Origin of the sequence: Pseudomonas sp. 65/3-MNA-CIBAN-0223, assembly GCF_040310425.1 — a bacterium.
Classification (GTDB): Bacteria; Pseudomonadota; Gammaproteobacteria; order Pseudomonadales; family Pseudomonadaceae; genus Aquipseudomonas; species Aquipseudomonas gregormendelii.
The window spans coordinates 1-17,969 of record NZ_JBEOPV010000034.1 but is presented as its reverse complement, the minus strand read 5'-3'; the positions used below and the strand labels follow the sequence as shown (position 1 = coordinate 17,969).

The following is a 17,969-nucleotide window of genomic DNA, read 5'->3' as shown; positions in this document are numbered from 1 at the left end:
GAGTATATTCCTGCGGCATGCGCCATGGTGTGAATATCATGGCGCAATAAGGCAGCTGAATGGCTCAGCTGCTTGGGGTGTCGGTGTCGCGCTTGCGCTTGTTGCCCATGCGCACGCCGATGTCCATCAGGAACTGGAAGAAGCCTTCCTGGTCTTCCAGCACATTGCTCCAGAACGGCGAGTGATACAGCGCCACGGCACCGTGCACCAACGCCCAGGATGCGCAGTAGTGGAAGTAAGGCGGGACATCTTCGAGCTTGCCTTCGCTGATACGCCCCTTGATCAGCAGGGTCAACCGCTCGAAGTTCGAGGCGCGGATCTTGTGCAGTTCCTCGACCATCTCCGGCACCTGGTTGCCCTTGACCACTTTCTCTTCCAAGCGGTCGAACAACCGGTAGCGTTGCGGATCGCGCATGCGGAATTCGAAGTAGGCGCGCGACAGCGCTTCCTTGTCCTTGTCGACGTCGGCGGAATGCAACAGCTCGTTCAGGTCACGCTCGTAGTCGAGCATCAGGCGCAAGTAGATCTCGGCCTTGGACTTGAAGTGCTTGTAGATCGTGCCTTTGCCGATACCGACGGCATCAGCAATCATCTCGACGGTGACACTGTCTTCACCTTGGTCGAGGAACAGCTTTAGCGCGGTATCGAGAATTTCCTGCTCGCGGCGACGAAACTCACGGACCTTACGAGGTTCTTTATGCATAAGAAAAGGTCTGTAGGGGTCAAAATTCGAAGCCGCGTATTATGCCTAACTTGCGCCAAAATGCACGGATCATCCGACCATATCTGTGTTTCATGAGGTTTTCATGCACGCTGGCCGGTTGATGAGAACTCTTCCGAAGCGCGCGTATTCCAAAATTGTTTAAAAACCTGACCGGCTAAACTGGACTCGGCGCAATACTGATCAATACTTCAACTGTCGACGAGACATCTCCCCCAAGTGTCTCGACGATAAAGGTACCAACGGACCGCGTATCTTTGTTTTACTCCTAATGGTCTTAACCCGGATTCACCCCCCAGAACCCGGGTTTTTTTTGCCTGCGATTCAGGGGCCAAAGCCCCGTAGGAGCTGCCGAGGGCTGCTATCTTGCGTACCTGCGTTACGCCGACGCCCTGACGTGGGCCAATGGAAACAGCCGTTTGAAGTTCTCAGTGGTCTGCGCGGCAAAGTGCTCGTAGGACTCCCCGCGCAACATTGCCAGAAATTCCGCTACCTCGCGCACGTACTGCGGCAGGTTTGGCTTGCCGCGATGAGGAATGGGGGCCAGGTACGGCGAGTCGGTTTCCACCAGCAATCGATCGGCCGGGACCTTGCTGGCAACGTCGCGCAGGGCGTCGGCATTGCGGAAAGTGACAATCCCGGACAATGAAATGTAATAACCCATGTCCAGCGCCGCTTTCGCCATGTCCCAGTCTTCGGTGAAGCAATGCAGCACCCCAGCCTGAGGCAGCGCGGCTTCGCGCAGCAGGTCCAGCGTATCGGCGCGGGCTCCGCGGGTGTGAATAATCACCGGTTTGCCGGTCTGATGCGCCGCCTGCAGATGCAGACGAAAGGACGCCTGCTGCAACTCGGCCGCTTCCGGCTCGTAGTGATAGTCCAGGCCCGTCTCACCAATGGCTACCACGCGCGGATGGTTGAGCTCCTGCAGCAGCCAGTCCAGTGCTGGCGCCGCACCGGGCTGTACGTCCAGGGGATGCACGCCCACCGAGCAGTCAACGTCGTCGTAACGCTCGGCCAGGGCCTTGACGTCGGCGGCATTGTCGACGCTGACGCCAATGCACAGGAAGTGACCGACGCCCCGTTGGCGGGCCGCGTCCAGCGCGGCATCCAGTGAGCCGTTGTGCGCGGCGAGGTCGAGTCGATCAAGGTGACAATGGGAATCTACGAGCATAAAGAGGGCTGCAACTTACATCGTATGAGTGGGACGGTCGGACTTCAGGGCTCCGGCCAAATGGGTTTCGATTCGACTGCGGGCGGTGTTGTCGCCGTCATTGAACTGCACGCCGACCCCGGCGGCGCGGTTGCCCTGGGCGCCTTTGGGCGTGATCCAGGTGACCTTGCCGGCGACCGGAATCTTTTCGGCTTCATCCATCAGGTTGAGCAGCATGAAGACTTCATCCCCCAACCGGTAACTCTTGTTGGTCGGAATAAACAGGCCACCATTCTTGATGAAGGGCATGTACGCCGCGTAAAGCACCGACTTGTCCTTGATGGTCAGGGACAGGATGCCGTTGCGCGGCCCGGAGTTGACGGGTTCATTCATGCTGACCTCCTCGGCCGATGTTCAGAGTCTAGTCACTTCTGGCCGGGCAGAGACGCCCACTGCACCAACAAGGCCTCGAGCAGTAATACCCGATTGAGGTTGGCTTTGCTCATGACTTTCTGGCGCTGGGCGAGAATCCAGTCCTGGATATCGAGGACCTTGTCCTGAGCCGACTTCTGCGCCAGGTATTGAATCACTTTGCGCATGTCCGCCAGCCCCAGCCCTTCTTCATCCTGGGTCAACTGATAACGCAGGATAAGGCTCGACCAGTCGCAGAACCAGTCAAACAGCAGCAACAGCGGAATCGCGTTCCAGCCTTCTGCCAGTTGTGTCGGCGACTGCTGCTGCTTGAGCAGCTTCTTGACCCCTTCGACCACCAGCGCCCTTTGCTCACGCACGCCCTGGGCCTGCAGCTTGACCGCCGCCAGCGGCGAGCCGGCGGCCAGGGTCAACAGTTCCACGCGCTCCTCTTCGGAGCAATCGGGCAAGGTCTGCGCCAGCCAGGCCAGGCTCATGGCCTCGCCAGGCAATGGGCAGGCCTGCTGCACGCAACGGCTCTTGATGGTCGGCAACAGACGGCTGGTCTGGTGGCTGACCAGCAGCAAAACGGTATCGCCGGAAGGTTCTTCAAGGCTTTTGAGCAAAGCGTTGGCGGCGTTGATGTTCATGGCTTCGACAGGCTCGATCAGCACGACTTTGCGCCCGCCCATCTGCGCGGTCTGCACCACGAAACTAACCAGTTCGCGAACCTGATCAACCTTGATCGCCTTGTCCGCCTCTTCCGGTTCGAGGACGTAGTTGTCCGGGTGGCTGCCGGCCTTGAGCAACAGGCAGGATTTACACTCGCCGCAGGCATCCTGTGCAGTCGGGCGCTGGCACAACAGGCTGGCCATCAAGCGCTCGGCCAATGCACGCTTGCCAATTCCGGCCGGGCCGTGCAACAGGTAGGCGTGGGCATGCTGCTTGCGACCGGCCAGTTGCCGCCAGAGCGAGTCCTGCCAGGGATAGGCTTCAGCCACGGGCCAGCTCCAGCAGACGCGGGAGCAAGGCGTCCAGGGACTGCTGGACCTGCACCAGCGGTTGTGCGGCATCGACCAGCACGTAACGCGCAGGATCGGCTTCAGCGCGCTTGAGGAAGGCGCTGCGCACCGCGTCGAAGAAGGCCCTGCCTTCCAGTTCGAAGCGGTCGAGGCGACCACGGGCACTGGCACGCGCCAGACCGACTTCCACCGGCAGGTCGAAAATCAGCGTCAGGTGCGGGCGCAGGTCTCCCTGGACGAAGGTTTCCAGGGTGGCAATACGTTCCAGCGACAGGCCACGGCCGCCACCTTGGTAGGCATAGGTGGAATCTTGTTTCGGAATCAGGCAGAGTGGAAACAAGCTGCTATACTCGTGTTTGGAAAAAATGTAAACAAGCTAAAGAACCTTATAGGTCAGGGAGTTAGTCAAGATGAAGAGAGTCGTAGGACTTGCTGCTAAGGCCAGGTCTGGTAAGGACACAGGTGCGGCCATCCTGCTTCAGCACCCCGAGGTGATAGCCTATGCTCTGGCCGATCCGCTCAAGCGTGGGTGTCAAGCTCTCTTCAATCTGTCCGATTCACAGACGTGGGATGATAACTTAAAGGAGATCAAGGTGGAGGCTTGGGGCCTTTCCCCGAGGGAATTCTTCCAGCGAGTAGGCACGGAATGGATGAGGGATCACAACCCAGTCCACTGGCTGATGCGCGCTGATCGCGAAATCTACGCCCAGGAGCCCATTCCTATCCTACTCCCGGAACAGCTCTCACACCCTGACTTTCCCTTCATCCTCGGCGCCAAAGCATTCTTCAACATGAGCGATGAGCAGTGCTGGGAGCTTGATGCGGCACCGATCATTGATCCGTTCTGGCAGATGACGCCTATTCAAATGATCGAACTGGTGAAGACTAAGGCTTTGGAAGACTTCCCAGATTTCTTTGCTCGCCGCAGCGCAATGCCAGAGCAAGACATCAATAACTCGACTTTTGTCACCAAGCCCGCACTCAACACTCAACACAAAAACATCATCATCATTAAAGACATTCGGTTCGAGAATGAGGCCGATTACATTCGGAAAATTGGTGGAACGATCTGGCATATCGTCCGAGAGAATGCAGAGCCTGTTAATCAGCACTCTTCCGAGTTAGGGATTGCCGTCCAGGATTCCGACACAATCATACAAAACAACGGAACACTCGAAGAGTACCGTGACAAATTGGACAGTGCATGGGCCGCTCTTTCTGAAAGGATCAGCAATGAGGTGTAAGCCATGGATCACTTATTCAAACCGAAGAAAGCAGTCTATGATGTAGCAGTATCCTCAGACGGCTTGTATATCGAATGCCTTTATCAAGGGCATCCGTTCTACGATCTAAGCAAGGCAATTTGCATTGCAATGCACTTGATCTTTCTCAAATACTGCCCAACAAGAAGCCGGGTTTCTGGCCTAGTTCTACGCCGTGCAATCGGACATTTTTTTGACTTTGCACAAGAGTACAATTCCTACAACCCCTCAGCACTGAGGATCTCGACGATCACAGACATTAGCGCCGAAGTTTTCAAAGCCTATGAAAACTTTCTACGCGAGAAAGACGAGAGGATGGAGAGCTCGGCTCGAATCAAAACTGCACTAAGGAATGCGGCATCACTTACTGATGCCATCCCAAATATCATGCTTCCTTATGCAGCGAGAGATAAGTCTCAGCCCCGAATGCCGCTCACTGACGCTGCTAACGAGATGCTTGCTGATGCATTTACTTCATGCATCGACGAGCTCTACGCCAAAATTGAGTTCCGAGATCTGGTTCATCAAGCAAAGGCATATACCTACGAGGAAATTATCGAGAAAATCTCGTATAGCCGGGAAACAATTTTCCAATGGCTGCAGTACCAATTTGAAAACGATAAGAAAATTGACTTCCGCTCACTCCACAAGAAGCTTGCTGATTCAAACGACCCAGCTTTTCAAAGCTTTGCCGCTCGCCCGGAATGGCGGAAAGAGCTCTTCAATGAATTTTTCAATCGTGGAAATGAGTTTATTTTTGAGAACCCTCAAAACCCCTACCGCTCCCAGAAAATTCTGAACTTCGAGCCTGACTTACCCAGGGTAATCAAAACGTTCCTCGACAATGGCTACCCCTTCGGAATGAAACTAGAGGAGATCGGCGAGAAATATGTCGCTAATGAGATATTTTCCCTGCATCAATGTAAAGACGTTATCCATCTACTGATTTACCGATGGCGCTCAGGTTACACCATTCCAGGCAGTGGCGCTTCACTGATGTGGGATGAACTTTTGGGCATGTATTTCCCAACCATGGGAGACATGTCCTGCCTGATTCAGTTCATCATGCTCCAAACCAACTGGAACAAAGAAGCCGTCCTAGCTGTTGACCCCGTAAACTTCGAGCATGCGTTAACAGGCGCAATGGACGAAGACTGTGTAATGCTCCAGACCGAGAAGAATAAGAGCCAAGGAATCGACAAGCCCTACTACGCCCCTAAAGATATCCTGGCGGCCAGCAGCAGGTACGATAAATACTCAGCATGCAACCTGCTCCACCTAGCTATCGATCTGTCGTCGGTTTTGAAGGACTACGAATTCGACTATATCAAGCATGGAATGAGTAACGACGATTACAACCCTGCTTTCCTTTGCATCCGTTTCTACGCCGACTGGGTGCGGAAAGGCGGCCGTCACACCTCTGCCTCCAACGACAAGGCGTTCCTTCAAGGAATCAAACAGTTCCTCCAAAAATATCCCGTCTTTGAGAACGGGGAACAGTTGATGTCAGGCCAGGACTTGACCACCCGCCTTCGCCCCACATGGGTAAAGCTTCAAAAAGCCAAGAAGAATGTCTCACACGGGCTGCTTGCTTTGATGCTGGGGCACTCCAGTCCTGTGACGACTGACGTTCACTACGATAACTCTCCCCTTGCTCAACAGGAGAGGTACGACAGGCTTGAGACAGAGATGGAGGCTATCGTGGCGCTGATGCTGTCGGGTCACTTCGAAGGCATGCTCGGTACACCACCTCAGGAAGCCGTGCAACTGCCATTCAAGGTCTTCCACATACCTGGCCAGGAGAAACCACTCTGGGCCTGCGCAAACCAACGCCAGCCCACCTGGCAAGGAGCGAGGCATCGCGTGCCCGAGGGGGAGCGGTGTTATGTAATCAGCAAATGCATGTTTTGCAGACAGTGCACAGTGTTCGAGGACTCCCTGCCGTACCTGGTGGAGCGTCGCATCCATGTCGAGGAGCTCATTGAGGATCAGCCAGAATCCAGCTCGGACTACAGTAGCAGCCACGAAATCGAGCTGATGAAGATCGATTCTATTCTCGATAACTGGACTGATGAACAATCCGTCCGAGAGGCAGTTCGTTACCAGCGTCGCAACGCTCCCTTGTTGCCTCGCGATCTGAACTTTCTGCAACTGATACTCGAAGAAGAGGACAGGAAATGAATCAGGGCTCACCCAATGGCGATGACGATGACGATGACGACATCCAGCATGTCCTCGACGAAGCGCTAGATATCGATTTTTCGGACGATCTTGAGGATGCTGGGGAGCTAGAGCTTGAACGCCTGCTGTTAGAGTCCACTGGCACAGCGATCCAGACTGAAAGCACCTTGCTCAAAAAGCTGGCGCTGTACCCTAACGGGAATTTCCCGATATCGAAGTATTCGTTGTATAGCGATTCGAGCTGGATCATTTTCAAGAATGAAGATGGATCGGTGATGCGGATCAACTTTGATAGCCTGTCTGAACCCATGACTGCCATCAAAAAGTCGATTATGTATCACTTGATCCCAGAGTTTGCACCTTTTGCCGGGATTCGCGCCTACTCCACCAGCAGGGGCCATAGCCAGAAGTACAGCATCATCACGAAGTATGTCTTTATCGACAACCATCTGACGGGGGATGCCGAGTCATTATCTTTCATCACAGCGAAGCTCTTGAACAACGCGCTCGATCGAGCAAAGGACTCTGTAGCTTTTACGCATTACCATTACCTCTTCATGCAGATTCGGCTCTGGATATCGCTGAGCACCCAGCAACTCATCCCAGTCGAGCACCGAATCTCAGTATCCGCGACAGCGATTGACACCCCAGAGCGAAAAAAAGACGTAATCGGCCATTTCAACGGCTCGGTTGCGTCTTGGGTGCCGTTTAAAGAGTCTGATCTCAAGAAAATGTTTGAGTACGCATCCTTCTGGACAGAGAAGGCTATGGCTCCCCTTCAAAAAGTCGCGGAGTTTGCCCAAGATCAAGGCTACTTAAACGTGAAGAGCAAAACGTTAGCCCGGTACCAAACAGACGTTAAGCTCGAAAAAAACTTGAACCTAACCATTGATGAAACAAGAATCGTCGAGGTAAAGAAAACTCGGAGAGAATATGAGTCTGGATTTTTCTGGAATTATTCTTGGTATTCGAGCGCTCTAAAGTCTTTAGATTCCATTCGCTGCGCCATTTATATCCTGGTAGCCCTAGTTACCGGGCTACGGGTGAGCGAAATTGACATCTTAGAATTTAAACATGTAATCCTTGGCAAGGATGGGCGTTACAAGCTTCAAGTTACGCGCTACAAAACCAGCAAAGACCCCAACTACAAGGGGGACACGACGTTCATCCCAATCCCTAAATTCGTCGGCAGGAAAATCAAGGAATACGAGCAACTGCGTAAAAGTTTGAAAACCTACCGGGAAGGGTATCTTTTTCAGTCAGTGGTGAGCACCAAAAAAGTCAATAAACGTACCTCACTACGAATCGAGTACATTACTCAGAAAATCGAGGAGGAGCTCGGCATCGACCGCGTCCATACGCATCGGTTCCGCAAAACCATCGCCGAGATATTGATCAACCGAAACGAACGGAACGTGGATATCATTCGACTTTTGTTTGGCCATGCCAGTTATGCTATGACGCTGCGGTATATCGGCAGGAACCCTTACATCGTCCAGAGCGTAGCTCAAGCAATCGAAAAGAACTATATCGAAGAGTTCATGGACATCGTCAGCTCGGTGAAAAACTCTAGTTCTTCTGGCGAAGGTGCACAGCGCATGTTGAACAAGATTGCCGCACGGCCTGAGGCATTTAGTGGCAAGCAGCTCAAGGTGACCATCTTCACCTATGTAACCCACTTGCTCTCATCGGGCGAGCCGCTGTTTATCCATCGCACCGCTGTTGGCAGTTATTGCGTGACCACGGGACTTTACTCCTCGCCCTCGCTTCCACCCTGCCTTATCCACCATAAAGGCATTGTCAAAGACGCGTTGCCTGACCCCTTGTTCTGTGATCCCTCGTGCACTCATGCAGTCATTGTGGAAAAGGCTCAAAAGGCTTTGCAAGACAATGTGGATTTCTACCAGCACATGCTGACGGAAGCTGAAGCCAACTTGTCCGAGACCTCGAAAGCCATGCTTCGGCAAAAAATTATTGATAACTCAAAACATCTCGAAAGGCTGAAAACCAACCGGTCTTACCAAGTCATACCTACAGTGGATGTCCAGGCATGAGCAGCCAAGAAACCCGCGATCGTTTGATCGCGATTATCAAGGAACACCAACTTCAGCACGGCCAGTCTAAACTACCGGTATCTCAGCTGGCTGATGCTGCGGGAATCAGCAGGCAAGCGTTCAACCGTTACTATGGCGATCTAAAGGAATATTCATTGGGCAAGGAGTCCATTGCGAAACTCCTCGTCGATGACAACGCCTCTCTAAGTCAGATCATCGAGAACAGCGAGGGTAAGCTTCAGCGTCTCCAACGAGCGTTCGCAGAGGCGCAAAAGGCGCATGAAAGAGAGCTTCAGTTAGTCACCAAGAATTATGTCTCAACCCTGATGAACAACGACGTCATGGCATTTGAGGCTGGCCAGTTAACTTCAACGCTGACCAACCAAAGCAATCATAACGCCTTCCTCAACAAGAGGGTTACCGAGCTTGAGGTCAAAAATGCCAAGCTAACCATCGATGCCGTAGCCAGCGCTAATGCCGAACATGCTAACCACGCTGAAAAAACCGACAAAAATTTCACAACTTATTCACCAGATCTTGCGCCCGCAAATAAAGCATACGCCATCTCAAAGAATTTCAATCTCTACGAAGATGAAAAAGATGCAGCCATCTCGCGCATTTTCCAACAAATAAAAAAGCTTCCGAACCCAGAAAGCACTGACGTAGTATTTTTTCAAGAGCGTTACATCTCTGACTTTTCGTCTTTCTGCGCAAAACAACTTCCTTACATTAATCGTAAGATGGTCGTAATCCGCCTTCCGGTTTTTAGCCGCGAAGAACTGCAATTGCTAATGAGATCCCTTCAGCCGATATCCTCCATATCAATATGCGTTCCATTCACTGCTTCTGATGCAGTCACCTCCGCAAATCGAAAATTCCATTTTAGAGGTACTCCAAGCGAAGAGTTCACCGACGCGGACGCAGCTAAAATGCCACAACCAAACTGGGGATTTGAATCTATTCAGCTTTTCAAAGTCAGGCAGGGTGAATAATGTTAAATTTCAAATTCCACCCGATAAGCTACCATAGCACTGCGCTCGAAAAAGATGTTACGCATCACATCATCATGGTGGACTATAAAAAAAAGCATCACCTGCTAAGCATCCCGAATCTGTATCTGTACGAAAAGACGAGATCGTCTAGTCAAACCTCTAAAAGGTATGCGACACTTATTACAAAGTTCTATAAATACCTTTCAAAAAAACCGGAATTTAAATCCATAAACCCTGGCGACTACCATATCCATGTAACCAATACCGACCTTCGTCAATGGCAGGTCTATCGACAAACTCTTAGACAGGCCAAAAACAGCATCCACCCTAGCTCAGAAACTATCTTCAACGACGCTTGCGTTATACTCTATTTTTTCAAATGGCTACATTTAAAAAAAATATCGTCGGGTGTAAAAATCCAACTAAGAACATGGGTAGCCAACTTCAAGGATCGGCGCCTACTGAGTTATATTGAGAAAAAAGCGAAAATTATTGCCAGCACATCCTCAATACGCGTATTGGACAAACAGAAGCAACAAAAAAAAGCAAGACAGTTAATATCAAATCGCGACATCCAAACTCTTCTCAGCAGCTATCCTGACAAGGTTTACAAGATACTTTTCGGGTTCGCGCTCGCAACTGCAATGCGCCCCATGGAACTCGTACAATTTCCATATATGGGCAAAGGAAAAAATAGGCACATACTCCCATACAGTGAAATGAATGAAGAGCCCAAGACCTTTAAATATGAAGTATTGGGAAAGGGAAACAAACTTCGAGAAATCATCATTCCAGCTTATGCCTTAAAAATGATCGACGACGATTATACCAAAACCGAATACCCTAAAAGAGCTAGGTTGTACAAAGAGAAACATGGGAAAAACTGCCCTCTTTCGATCTTATTTTTAACATCTGAAGGCGAACCCGTCAGTGCAACTTCGATTGCAAACGCGACGAATTACGCCAAAACCCTTGCGATCGCGAAGGATCCGGAATTTCTCCCAAGCAATATGTTTTACCACACTCGAAAATGGTGGCCGACCCTCATGATGATTCAACATCATGATGGAGACGGCATTCTCGAAAAGAATGCGGAGGTCATGGATCTCGCCATCACGGAAGTGATTGTGAATCAACTCGGGCATGAAAGCCCAACCACGACCTATCAGCATTACCTGGTATTGGGTCGTTTACTCGTTATGGCCAAAAAGGGCATCACTCATGAGCTCATCCATGAGAAGACTATTAATGTGCACGATGCTATCGCCGAGTATGGCTGATTGTCACAGCGGGCTATCCCCCCGTTACGTCCCTCTCGAGATAGTCGGAGCTCCCCCTCCGTTCGCCGGATCCAGCGTCGACGATTCAGCTCCGTACGTAAAGCCACGGCTAGCTAACGTACAGGATGTGCTGCTGTTTCTGATCAGTAGCACGGTCAAGCCATTCAGTAAGGGAACGGGTTGGCGGTAGGTTCATTTCCTACATATTATTCTCATGTACCGTTCCGGACTTTACGATTACGGCAAAAAAATACCCGATGCCTTCTCTCACTGCGCAAGAAGTTTGCCAAATACTCAGAGACGTCACGCTGAGTTGCAGGACGATGAAAAGAGCGTGCGCACAGTCCAGGGACGAAGTCGTCGCCGGGCTTCCCACATCGAAATTAAAGGCTGGAGCCTCGTGATCTTTAACGATTGCGGCGAGCTTGATTAATGCGATGAGTGCATCAGTCCTGATGGCCGACCCTGGTCATTCGAGAGTGTCGTTCGTGATAGCGTTGACCCGCTTTTTTTGCTGAGCGCCCAGGAAAAGGATAGTGCTGGAGCAGCTTCTTCAACAGCTGTGAGCCGTGCATCCTGTCCCCTAAGAAATCTACTCCGATCCGCAGAGCAGTCCCTTGATCAGCGGATACGTCTTCCATCGCAGGCCAAAGCAATGGGTATACTCTTCGAATACTCTAAAGCACTGAATTTAAATAACTTTTTACCGTTTGTCGCGTCACCTTTGACCTGAGGCTTTTTGTCGGCTTTTCTTCCACTACCCCTTTGGAGGGAAGCCGACATGCCCTTTTCAGACATTTTTCACCCTGAATGCGATCCCTTAGAACCTGATGACGCTCCCCATCACATGGTGTTCAGTTGTTTGCAGTGGAAAAGCCCAAACCTTGAGGTGATGCCTCAGGCAACCAAGCAGCGCATCGCTGTCATATACACCCAGCCTCTAGACCAGAGCTTCATCATCGAAACCCTGGAACGCGCATACCGTCAGGACGCCTTGTCCGGGGTACGACTGGTCGGCGCCCACAAGGACATGCTCAATATCTTTTTGAGCAACGATGTAGCTAGCAGCACCTTCCCTGCCATTGAGTCCTTGTGGTCTACGGTCAAAAAAATGGATCGCAATCAGCGTTTGGAAGTAAGTTTCGCGTGCGAAAACGAACTTTATTCAGGGCGCTCCGATTATCCGTTTTGGCCGCTTGCCAAAGAAATCTTAGAAGAGCACTTTTTAGTCATAGGGGAGGATCGGCTGCCCCCTTTTGCCCTCGAGGCAGATGGGAAGCTCACAGACGAAAATATGGAGTCCCAACTCAAAACTGAGCGTTTTGGGTTGTGTACGTCACCAACTCAAACGAGGCGCAAGGATATTCCTTGCGTTAAATGCGGTCTCGGCTCGAGTGTGGACAATCTGAGTCCAAAAGATCACCTTAAGCATTTTAAGCCGACTCCATTTAATCAGAGTGAACTGGAGGCTATTCGCCAAGCGGTCAAACGCGCGGGCAACCTCCGCGATGAGTGTTTGCATGAATTTTTGCTTATGGGATTGCGAGTGAATGCACTGAGGGAAATGAAGGCTGGCGATGTACTTAATTTTCACTCGCAGGTAAAGGTCAAAGTACTATCATACAAGCGCCGCCTCGGAAGCAGTATGGTAGTCTTAACTAACAATGCCGCGACTTTGATCACCCGATATCTCGAAGCAACAGGACTTTCTAAGGATGACTTTCTTTTCCCCTCTGACAAGGACAACAAGCGCCCAATAAGCCTTGTGGCCATGAAAAGGATTTTTTGCTTCTGGCTGATCGATGCAGTAATTGATAATCCACAAAGGCCTCTGAATAGCATCCGACAGTCCGTGACATCTACAATCTCAAGCGATCCAATGACTTTGGTGTCGAATGCTATGGGTCACTCTGCTCCTGAGATGTATAAGTATTACCTTTCTCTTCTCAGAATAAAGCGAGACACCTAAAGCGCCAGCGTATAGCCATGGTTATTTGGTTGGGCAGTTCCACATCGAAACTCATCACCGTAGCGTCGCCATAGGGTGCGTATGATGATCTATTCCCGACTGCTTTATACAGAACATGAGCATCCCCATGATGAACATGGTGAGGGGGCATACACTATTTTCAGCACTCAGCAGACAAGGAACGTTAATTCCATGCCTCTCAGTGCAGTTTCTTTGCAGAAGTTTGCTGTTCTATGGGAAGGTCGCCCCGACACTCGGGTAATCGACTTGATCGAAGAAGGCATCATCAAAGGAGCGCTAGCCCCTGTAAAGCTGTTACATGCTTCTGAGGGCACACTTTTCATCGCATACGACTCCATGCTGGACGACGGCCATTATGAAGAGTTTGTAAACGCTTGGGCGGATATCGCATCTGGCGCTTTATATGACTGCTGGACGGCAATATTTATTGTTGCTCTTGATGTAACCAATCGAGTCGAGAGCTGTAGACTGTTTAGAAATTACGCTCCCGAAATCTTGGAGAACAATGTACTAGGCATTACGGACTTCACATCTGATATGTTTCTTTTTGGGGATGAGTGGGATCCTGAAAATATTTCTGGATCAGAGCCTCAAGTAGGATCTGAGGGTCGATACGATTTTGATTCATTTGATGATGACATTAAATTTTAGTGCCAGCAGTCGAATATCTTTTTGTACGCGCCTCTTCCAGAGGACGGCTGTCGTGAACCAAGCCTCGGCGCAGGCGCCGGTCATGGCCCTTCGGGCTTCCATCCTCGCGTCTGCGCGCTCCGCTTACTAGCACCGCTCCAGCCGGCGCTGCCAACTTTTAGGAGTAAAAAGTGATTACGCAGAAGAGACCGCCCTCAATCCGTACCTGCTCACGCTTCTTCCAGCCGGAGTACGACATGGTCAGCACGAAGAATGGTGAAGTCAAGTATACCGTTTACGCTGCACCTCAGCGCTTTAGTAAGCAGCTCGAAATGCAAGAACTTGGACTGCAGCGGTTCGCAATCCTTTGGGACAGAAACCCGCAGTACGAGATTTTTGAGTTAATCGATCGGGCACTGGTAAGTGATCTTCTATCACCCGTTTCGATGCTTCATCTTTCCCCAGAAAAACTAACCATCATCGCTACTCTGCCGAAAGGTAAAAACGCTGATGTGATTTCTTTGACTTACGATCGCCGGTGGAAGGAGTATCCCTTGAAAACCCAATGGCAAAGCTGGGAGTTACAGCGGCTAAGCCCAGATGACCTCCTGTCATTGGAGACAAATAGCGTACTTCGTCTCAATGGGCCACATATTTTGAGTACCGAAAACTTTGGAGTTTACGCTTATGAGGAGATGTATTTTGCCTTCAAGGATATTGAATTATAACGAAGTGAAGACTGACATTTCACTGTTTTGAAGCGCTAACAAATACCTAGCCTACTGAAGCAGATTAGGTGCAAGACACTTAAAGCAACTCTATCACCGCAAACGAGGCCCGTTTTATGGAATATACGTTAAGTACGACAATATCTTGCAGCGTGAAAAACACAGCAGCCAACACCTATAACGACCGGAGCTTGCGATGATCCTTCCCATTTTTCCCGCTGATCTTGAACGCCATAGAGGCATGAAGAGAGCTGCTAGCTTCCTCATCAAAACCTGGCCTGGCTTAAAACCGATCATGCATACCCAAGCATTAGAACTGCTCGCTAAAGGTCTAGGCTACCGTAGCTATAGTCACGCCACTCAGCTTGCATCGTCCTGGACTGATGCCCGACCTGACATCGATATCAATTTGATCGAGTGGAATCTCTCGCATGTACTCAGCGATGAGTTTCGAAAGCCCGGAAAACCTAGCGTCAGCATCAACCTAGGCAATCTCTTCGCCTACATTCAAACCATTCCCTTGCACCACCTGACGGTCTTCAAGCGCTTTCCTGAGCTATTGGAGCGGAGGCATTCATTCCAGCTTCCTCCACACGACGCTAAATCACCATTCGGGAGGTATCAACATAGTGCAGTCATACCTTTGGCGGGAGACTGGCGGACTCACGACAACGTTGACAGTGACGAGTCGGGCCAACCCTGATGAAACTCGAGTAACGGCTTCAACTACTGTAAGCCATGCGCGTCCTTAACAGGAACAGCGGCGAATGGGACACCAAATCGGCACAAGGAATTGTAATTCGTGAATAACGACTACGTTGATAAGGCCAAAGACCTTCTTTCTTCAACTGGCGGCCATCAGGTCTCGGACGGCTCATGGGCATTCACCGATGTCACACTGCCAGCCAAGCCTACATCCACCACTCGCTACAACCAGTCGCCCTTGCGGCCTACGCAACGGTTAACGCTACGTTTGCTGCTGGCCGTTTTCCCGGTTGGGCGTTGGTCGATATGGTGGATAAAGTGCCTTGTATGGACGGTGCTGAGCTTACGGCGCTGTCGATGGTTTGCGGAGCTTCCATCCCTACGCTCCCCAGTGCATCAGCGCGCGGGAATATCTTTGGGCAAGCAGTGTGGGACATCGTAGAGGCTTACTCGCTTGAGGGGTGTTTTGAGCACGTCGAACGCGCCTATGGTAGCGAAGGCAGACATTACAACTTGCGGCCTCGCGGTTTCAATTGGGCTGGCGGAGAAGAGCTCGTCCCCGAATCCTTGAAAGGAATGCGCAAAAGCTATCGCGCAATGTTGCCGCTGCAACAGATCATGGTTTTAACGATCATGCACTTGTACTGCCAGGGCAAAGATAAGACATATCTGACTGGGGGTTGTCCGACGAAAATTCCTGCCGGAGAGGCAATGGATATCCTTCGCAGCAATGGGTCGGCGCCCTCGGCTTGGGGCCATATGGTTACTCATTATGCAGGCTGGTGAGAGGCCATGGTTTGGGCGTGCCCCTGGTCGGGGACGGCTGTCGTGAACCAAGCCCTGGCGCGATGCGCCGGTCTTGGCCCTACGGGCTTCCATCCGCACGCCTGCGCGCTCCGCTTGCCTGCCCACCTCGCCTTCTGAGGTCTGTAACGTAGCTTTGTACACTGTAACGTAAGCAGTGTTACAAAGCACAAAGCTACGTTACAGACCGTTGAATGCATAGCTAATGGAGCCTTTCACGAAAGGAGTAATTCAGAACATTGAAGGATCAATTTAGTCGTTGGTCAGAAGCGGCCATACTGGTCGATGAAAAAGGATGGACTCGCTCGTCACAGACCAAATGGTGGAGCATGAAATCAAGCACATCAAGCACTGCGAACGCTGTACTTGGCAAAGCATTTATTCGGGCTGGTGAAGGGCTGGCGCTTGATGACACTGAACTATCAGCTGTTTTGGGTGAGCAAGTATCCACTGTGCTTTGTCTGCGTCACGGACATGAAATGCTTCAACCAAGCACCGAAGCATGGAGCCGGGCCTTGCTTTTGGTTCAGTTGTATCAGTCATTGCTCGCGCTCGTAGGAACCGAGCAAAATGCAAAGATCTGGCTAAGCAGCAAGAATCGAGGCCTGAGTGGTCGACCGCGTGATCTCATCGCATGCCAAGCGGGACTGGAGCAAGTAGTTCAGTATTTGGCCGCATCTCGCGCACTCATTTAACATCTTCTGCACATCGCTGAAAATGCTGCTATGGAACACGAAATCAGGAGTGCAACATGAAGTGGTTTGGTCGATTGATAGGGTTCGTTTGTCGAGACAAAAGGTCAGGCCGCGAGCAAGCCAGAGAACGAGAATTCATCGACACGCTTAACGGCCTGAAAACTCTGCGTGTGACCCCTGATGGTGGTATGTCGATTGATCCAGAAGAGATCCGCGACCGTGTGATCGCAAGTCGTCATGCGCTAAAGCACTTCGTTAGACGCCCTTAAACCACGAGGCTGAATAGATGCTCACAGCTCAAGAGGTCTACCAGGTACTGCGCGATGTCGCTATGGCGTCACGCCCAATGCAAAGAGTCACCAATGAACACTGGAACGGAATTTACTGCGGTCTTATGACCGTCGATGTTAAGGGCTGGATGGTCACGCTTTTTATAGATTGCGGTGACCTCGATTATTGCGACAGCTGTCTCTCCCCGGATGGGAGGAGGTATGACTTCAATGCAAACGACACGTTTGATCTAGTGGGACTTTTATCTCACGACGAGCACTGCCAGCTTGAAAAAATGCTTCGTCAGATCTGACCAATTCTTCCAACGACTCGACCACCCTGCTGGGTCGCGAGCTCGAGCCGCCGTTTTCACCCGTGTTGACCAGCCGATTGGTCATCATCGCATGGCTTACGCTTCTCGGAAGTCGAGCGGCTCTTCTCCTATGGCCTCGATCAGCGCGTTGGACAGCCAAACTGCATCAAGCCTGCTGAACAAATAGCTTGCCGTTTCCAACACAAGCATCACTCCACCAACAGCTACTGTGTAAATACCTACATTTATAGCTGTTTCTTCGTCATCCGTTAAGAACTCTATAAAACTGAGTTCACCTTCTGATCGATGAACGCTGAATCCTCCTTCACCAAAATAACTCCATACCCCATCCATATTTCTTTTATACCATTGATCGAATGCGCTTTCCCGCGTGACTGGCTTTGGTATATATCCTTTCAGATTTCCCACGGCGACGAGCTCGGCATCGAAAATACAACGCGCGATATCTTCAGCAATGGCGCGGGCAAAGCTGTACGACAAGTTGCCAAACCTTAAACTGACATAACCTTTCTCCTGCCTGGATACCTGACATGAATATAACTTGTCATGAGCACGCTCGTGCCAACTGGTAAATTCACGCTCCGCGAAAAAGAAACCCGGTTGCATTTCAGTTTTGGCCACAATTTTCACCACGCTAGGTTGTTTCTAATAACAACGGTTGCTTAAGGAAACTCTGAAAAAGACTTCCCGATCTGGTGAAATACGCACCTCACACGAACAGAACGGTTGAGCCCCGATGA

General features: G+C 50.9%; 18 protein-coding genes and 1 pseudogene. 13 read left to right on the top strand and 6 right to left on the bottom strand.

The features are described 5' to 3' along the window. Positions 1-64 precede the first annotated feature (64 nt). The 5 genes and pseudogenes from AAEZ09_RS26770 to AAEZ09_RS26750 all read right to left on the bottom strand — a co-directional run. Positions 65-703: a TetR/AcrR family transcriptional regulator gene (locus AAEZ09_RS26770; protein ID WP_008152317.1), complete on the bottom strand. Its 639-nt coding sequence runs from the start codon at positions 701-703 to the stop codon at positions 65-67. Between the two features lie 397 nt (positions 704-1,100). Next, positions 1,101-1,892: a TatD family hydrolase gene (locus AAEZ09_RS26765; RefSeq protein ID WP_350601418.1), complete on the bottom strand. Its 792-nt coding sequence runs from the start codon at positions 1,890-1,892 to the stop codon at positions 1,101-1,103. A 15-nt stretch (positions 1,893-1,907) separates the two neighbouring features. Beyond that, positions 1,908-2,264, bottom strand: coding sequence for a PilZ domain-containing protein (locus AAEZ09_RS26760; protein WP_045061717.1), 357 nt, complete (start codon positions 2,262-2,264; stop codon positions 1,908-1,910). A gap of 32 nt (positions 2,265-2,296) precedes the next feature. Beyond that, positions 2,297-3,283 carry a DNA polymerase III subunit delta' gene (locus tag AAEZ09_RS26755; RefSeq protein WP_350601417.1) on the bottom strand — a complete coding sequence of 329 codons (987 nt, stop codon included), beginning with the start codon at positions 3,281-3,283 and terminating at the stop codon, positions 2,297-2,299. After that, positions 3,276-3,614, bottom strand: a pseudogene (locus AAEZ09_RS26750) (dTMP kinase); the annotation flags it as partial. The gene AAEZ09_RS26755 and the pseudogene AAEZ09_RS26750, both read right to left, overlap by 8 nt. Positions 3,615-3,714: 100 nt before the next feature. Between AAEZ09_RS26750 and AAEZ09_RS26745 the strand changes: the two are divergent. The 13 genes from AAEZ09_RS26745 (at position 3,715) to AAEZ09_RS26685 (ending at position 17,208) form a co-directional block, all read left to right on the top strand. Further along, positions 3,715-4,548, top strand: a complete 834-nt coding sequence (locus AAEZ09_RS26745; RefSeq protein WP_350601415.1) for a deoxynucleotide monophosphate kinase family protein — start codon at positions 3,715-3,717, stop codon at positions 4,546-4,548. 3 nt (positions 4,549-4,551) lie between these two features. After that, complete coding sequence (locus tag AAEZ09_RS26740; protein WP_350601414.1) at positions 4,552-6,747, top strand: hypothetical protein; 2,196 nt, start codon at positions 4,552-4,554, stop codon at positions 6,745-6,747. Beyond that, positions 6,744-8,801 (top strand): tyrosine-type recombinase/integrase, encoded by a 2,058-nt coding sequence (locus AAEZ09_RS26735; RefSeq protein WP_350601412.1) that lies wholly within the window; start codon positions 6,744-6,746, stop codon positions 8,799-8,801. Before AAEZ09_RS26740 ends, AAEZ09_RS26735 begins: the two co-directional genes overlap by 4 nt. Beyond that, positions 8,798-9,793 carry a TetR/AcrR family transcriptional regulator gene (locus AAEZ09_RS26730; RefSeq protein WP_350601411.1) on the top strand — a complete coding sequence of 332 codons (996 nt, stop codon included), beginning with the start codon at positions 8,798-8,800 and terminating at the stop codon, positions 9,791-9,793. The genes AAEZ09_RS26735 and AAEZ09_RS26730 overlap by 4 nt, the downstream gene beginning before the upstream one ends. Then, positions 9,793-11,073: a site-specific integrase gene (locus AAEZ09_RS26725; protein WP_350601410.1), complete on the top strand. Its 1,281-nt coding sequence runs from the start codon at positions 9,793-9,795 to the stop codon at positions 11,071-11,073. The genes AAEZ09_RS26730 and AAEZ09_RS26725 overlap by 1 nt, the downstream gene beginning before the upstream one ends. 781 nt (positions 11,074-11,854) lie before the next feature. Beyond that, positions 11,855-13,042, top strand: a complete 1,188-nt coding sequence (locus tag AAEZ09_RS26720; protein ID WP_350601409.1) for a tyrosine-type recombinase/integrase — start codon at positions 11,855-11,857, stop codon at positions 13,040-13,042. A gap of 84 nt (positions 13,043-13,126) precedes the next feature. After that, positions 13,127-13,714, top strand: coding sequence for a hypothetical protein (locus AAEZ09_RS26715; protein ID WP_350601408.1), 588 nt, complete (start codon positions 13,127-13,129; stop codon positions 13,712-13,714). A 236-nt stretch (positions 13,715-13,950) separates the two neighbouring features. Continuing rightward, complete coding sequence (locus AAEZ09_RS26710; protein ID WP_350601407.1) at positions 13,951-14,421, top strand: hypothetical protein; 471 nt, start codon at positions 13,951-13,953, stop codon at positions 14,419-14,421. Positions 14,422-14,617: 196 nt separating this feature from the next. Next, positions 14,618-15,124, top strand: a complete 507-nt coding sequence (locus AAEZ09_RS26705; RefSeq protein WP_350601406.1) for a hypothetical protein — start codon at positions 14,618-14,620, stop codon at positions 15,122-15,124. Between the two features lie 173 nt (positions 15,125-15,297). Continuing rightward, positions 15,298-15,912 carry a hypothetical protein gene (locus AAEZ09_RS26700; RefSeq protein WP_350601405.1) on the top strand — a complete coding sequence of 205 codons (615 nt, stop codon included), beginning with the start codon at positions 15,298-15,300 and terminating at the stop codon, positions 15,910-15,912. Between the two features lie 257 nt (positions 15,913-16,169). After that, a complete protein-coding gene (locus AAEZ09_RS26695; RefSeq protein WP_350601404.1) occupies positions 16,170-16,625 on the top strand; it encodes an antitoxin Xre/MbcA/ParS toxin-binding domain-containing protein in 456 nt (151 codons plus the stop codon). Between the two features lie 56 nt (positions 16,626-16,681). Then, entirely contained in the window at positions 16,682-16,894 is a 213-nt protein-coding gene (locus tag AAEZ09_RS26690) for a hypothetical protein (protein ID WP_350601403.1), read from the top strand. Between the two features lie 17 nt (positions 16,895-16,911). Next, a complete protein-coding gene (locus AAEZ09_RS26685; protein ID WP_350601402.1) occupies positions 16,912-17,208 on the top strand; it encodes a DUF7693 family protein in 297 nt (98 codons plus the stop codon). 96 nt (positions 17,209-17,304) lie between these two features. Here the strand turns inward: AAEZ09_RS26685 and AAEZ09_RS26680 are convergent, their stop codons facing one another. After that, complete coding sequence (locus tag AAEZ09_RS26680; protein ID WP_350601401.1) at positions 17,305-17,850, bottom strand: hypothetical protein; 546 nt, start codon at positions 17,848-17,850, stop codon at positions 17,305-17,307. Positions 17,851-17,969 lie beyond the last annotated feature (119 nt).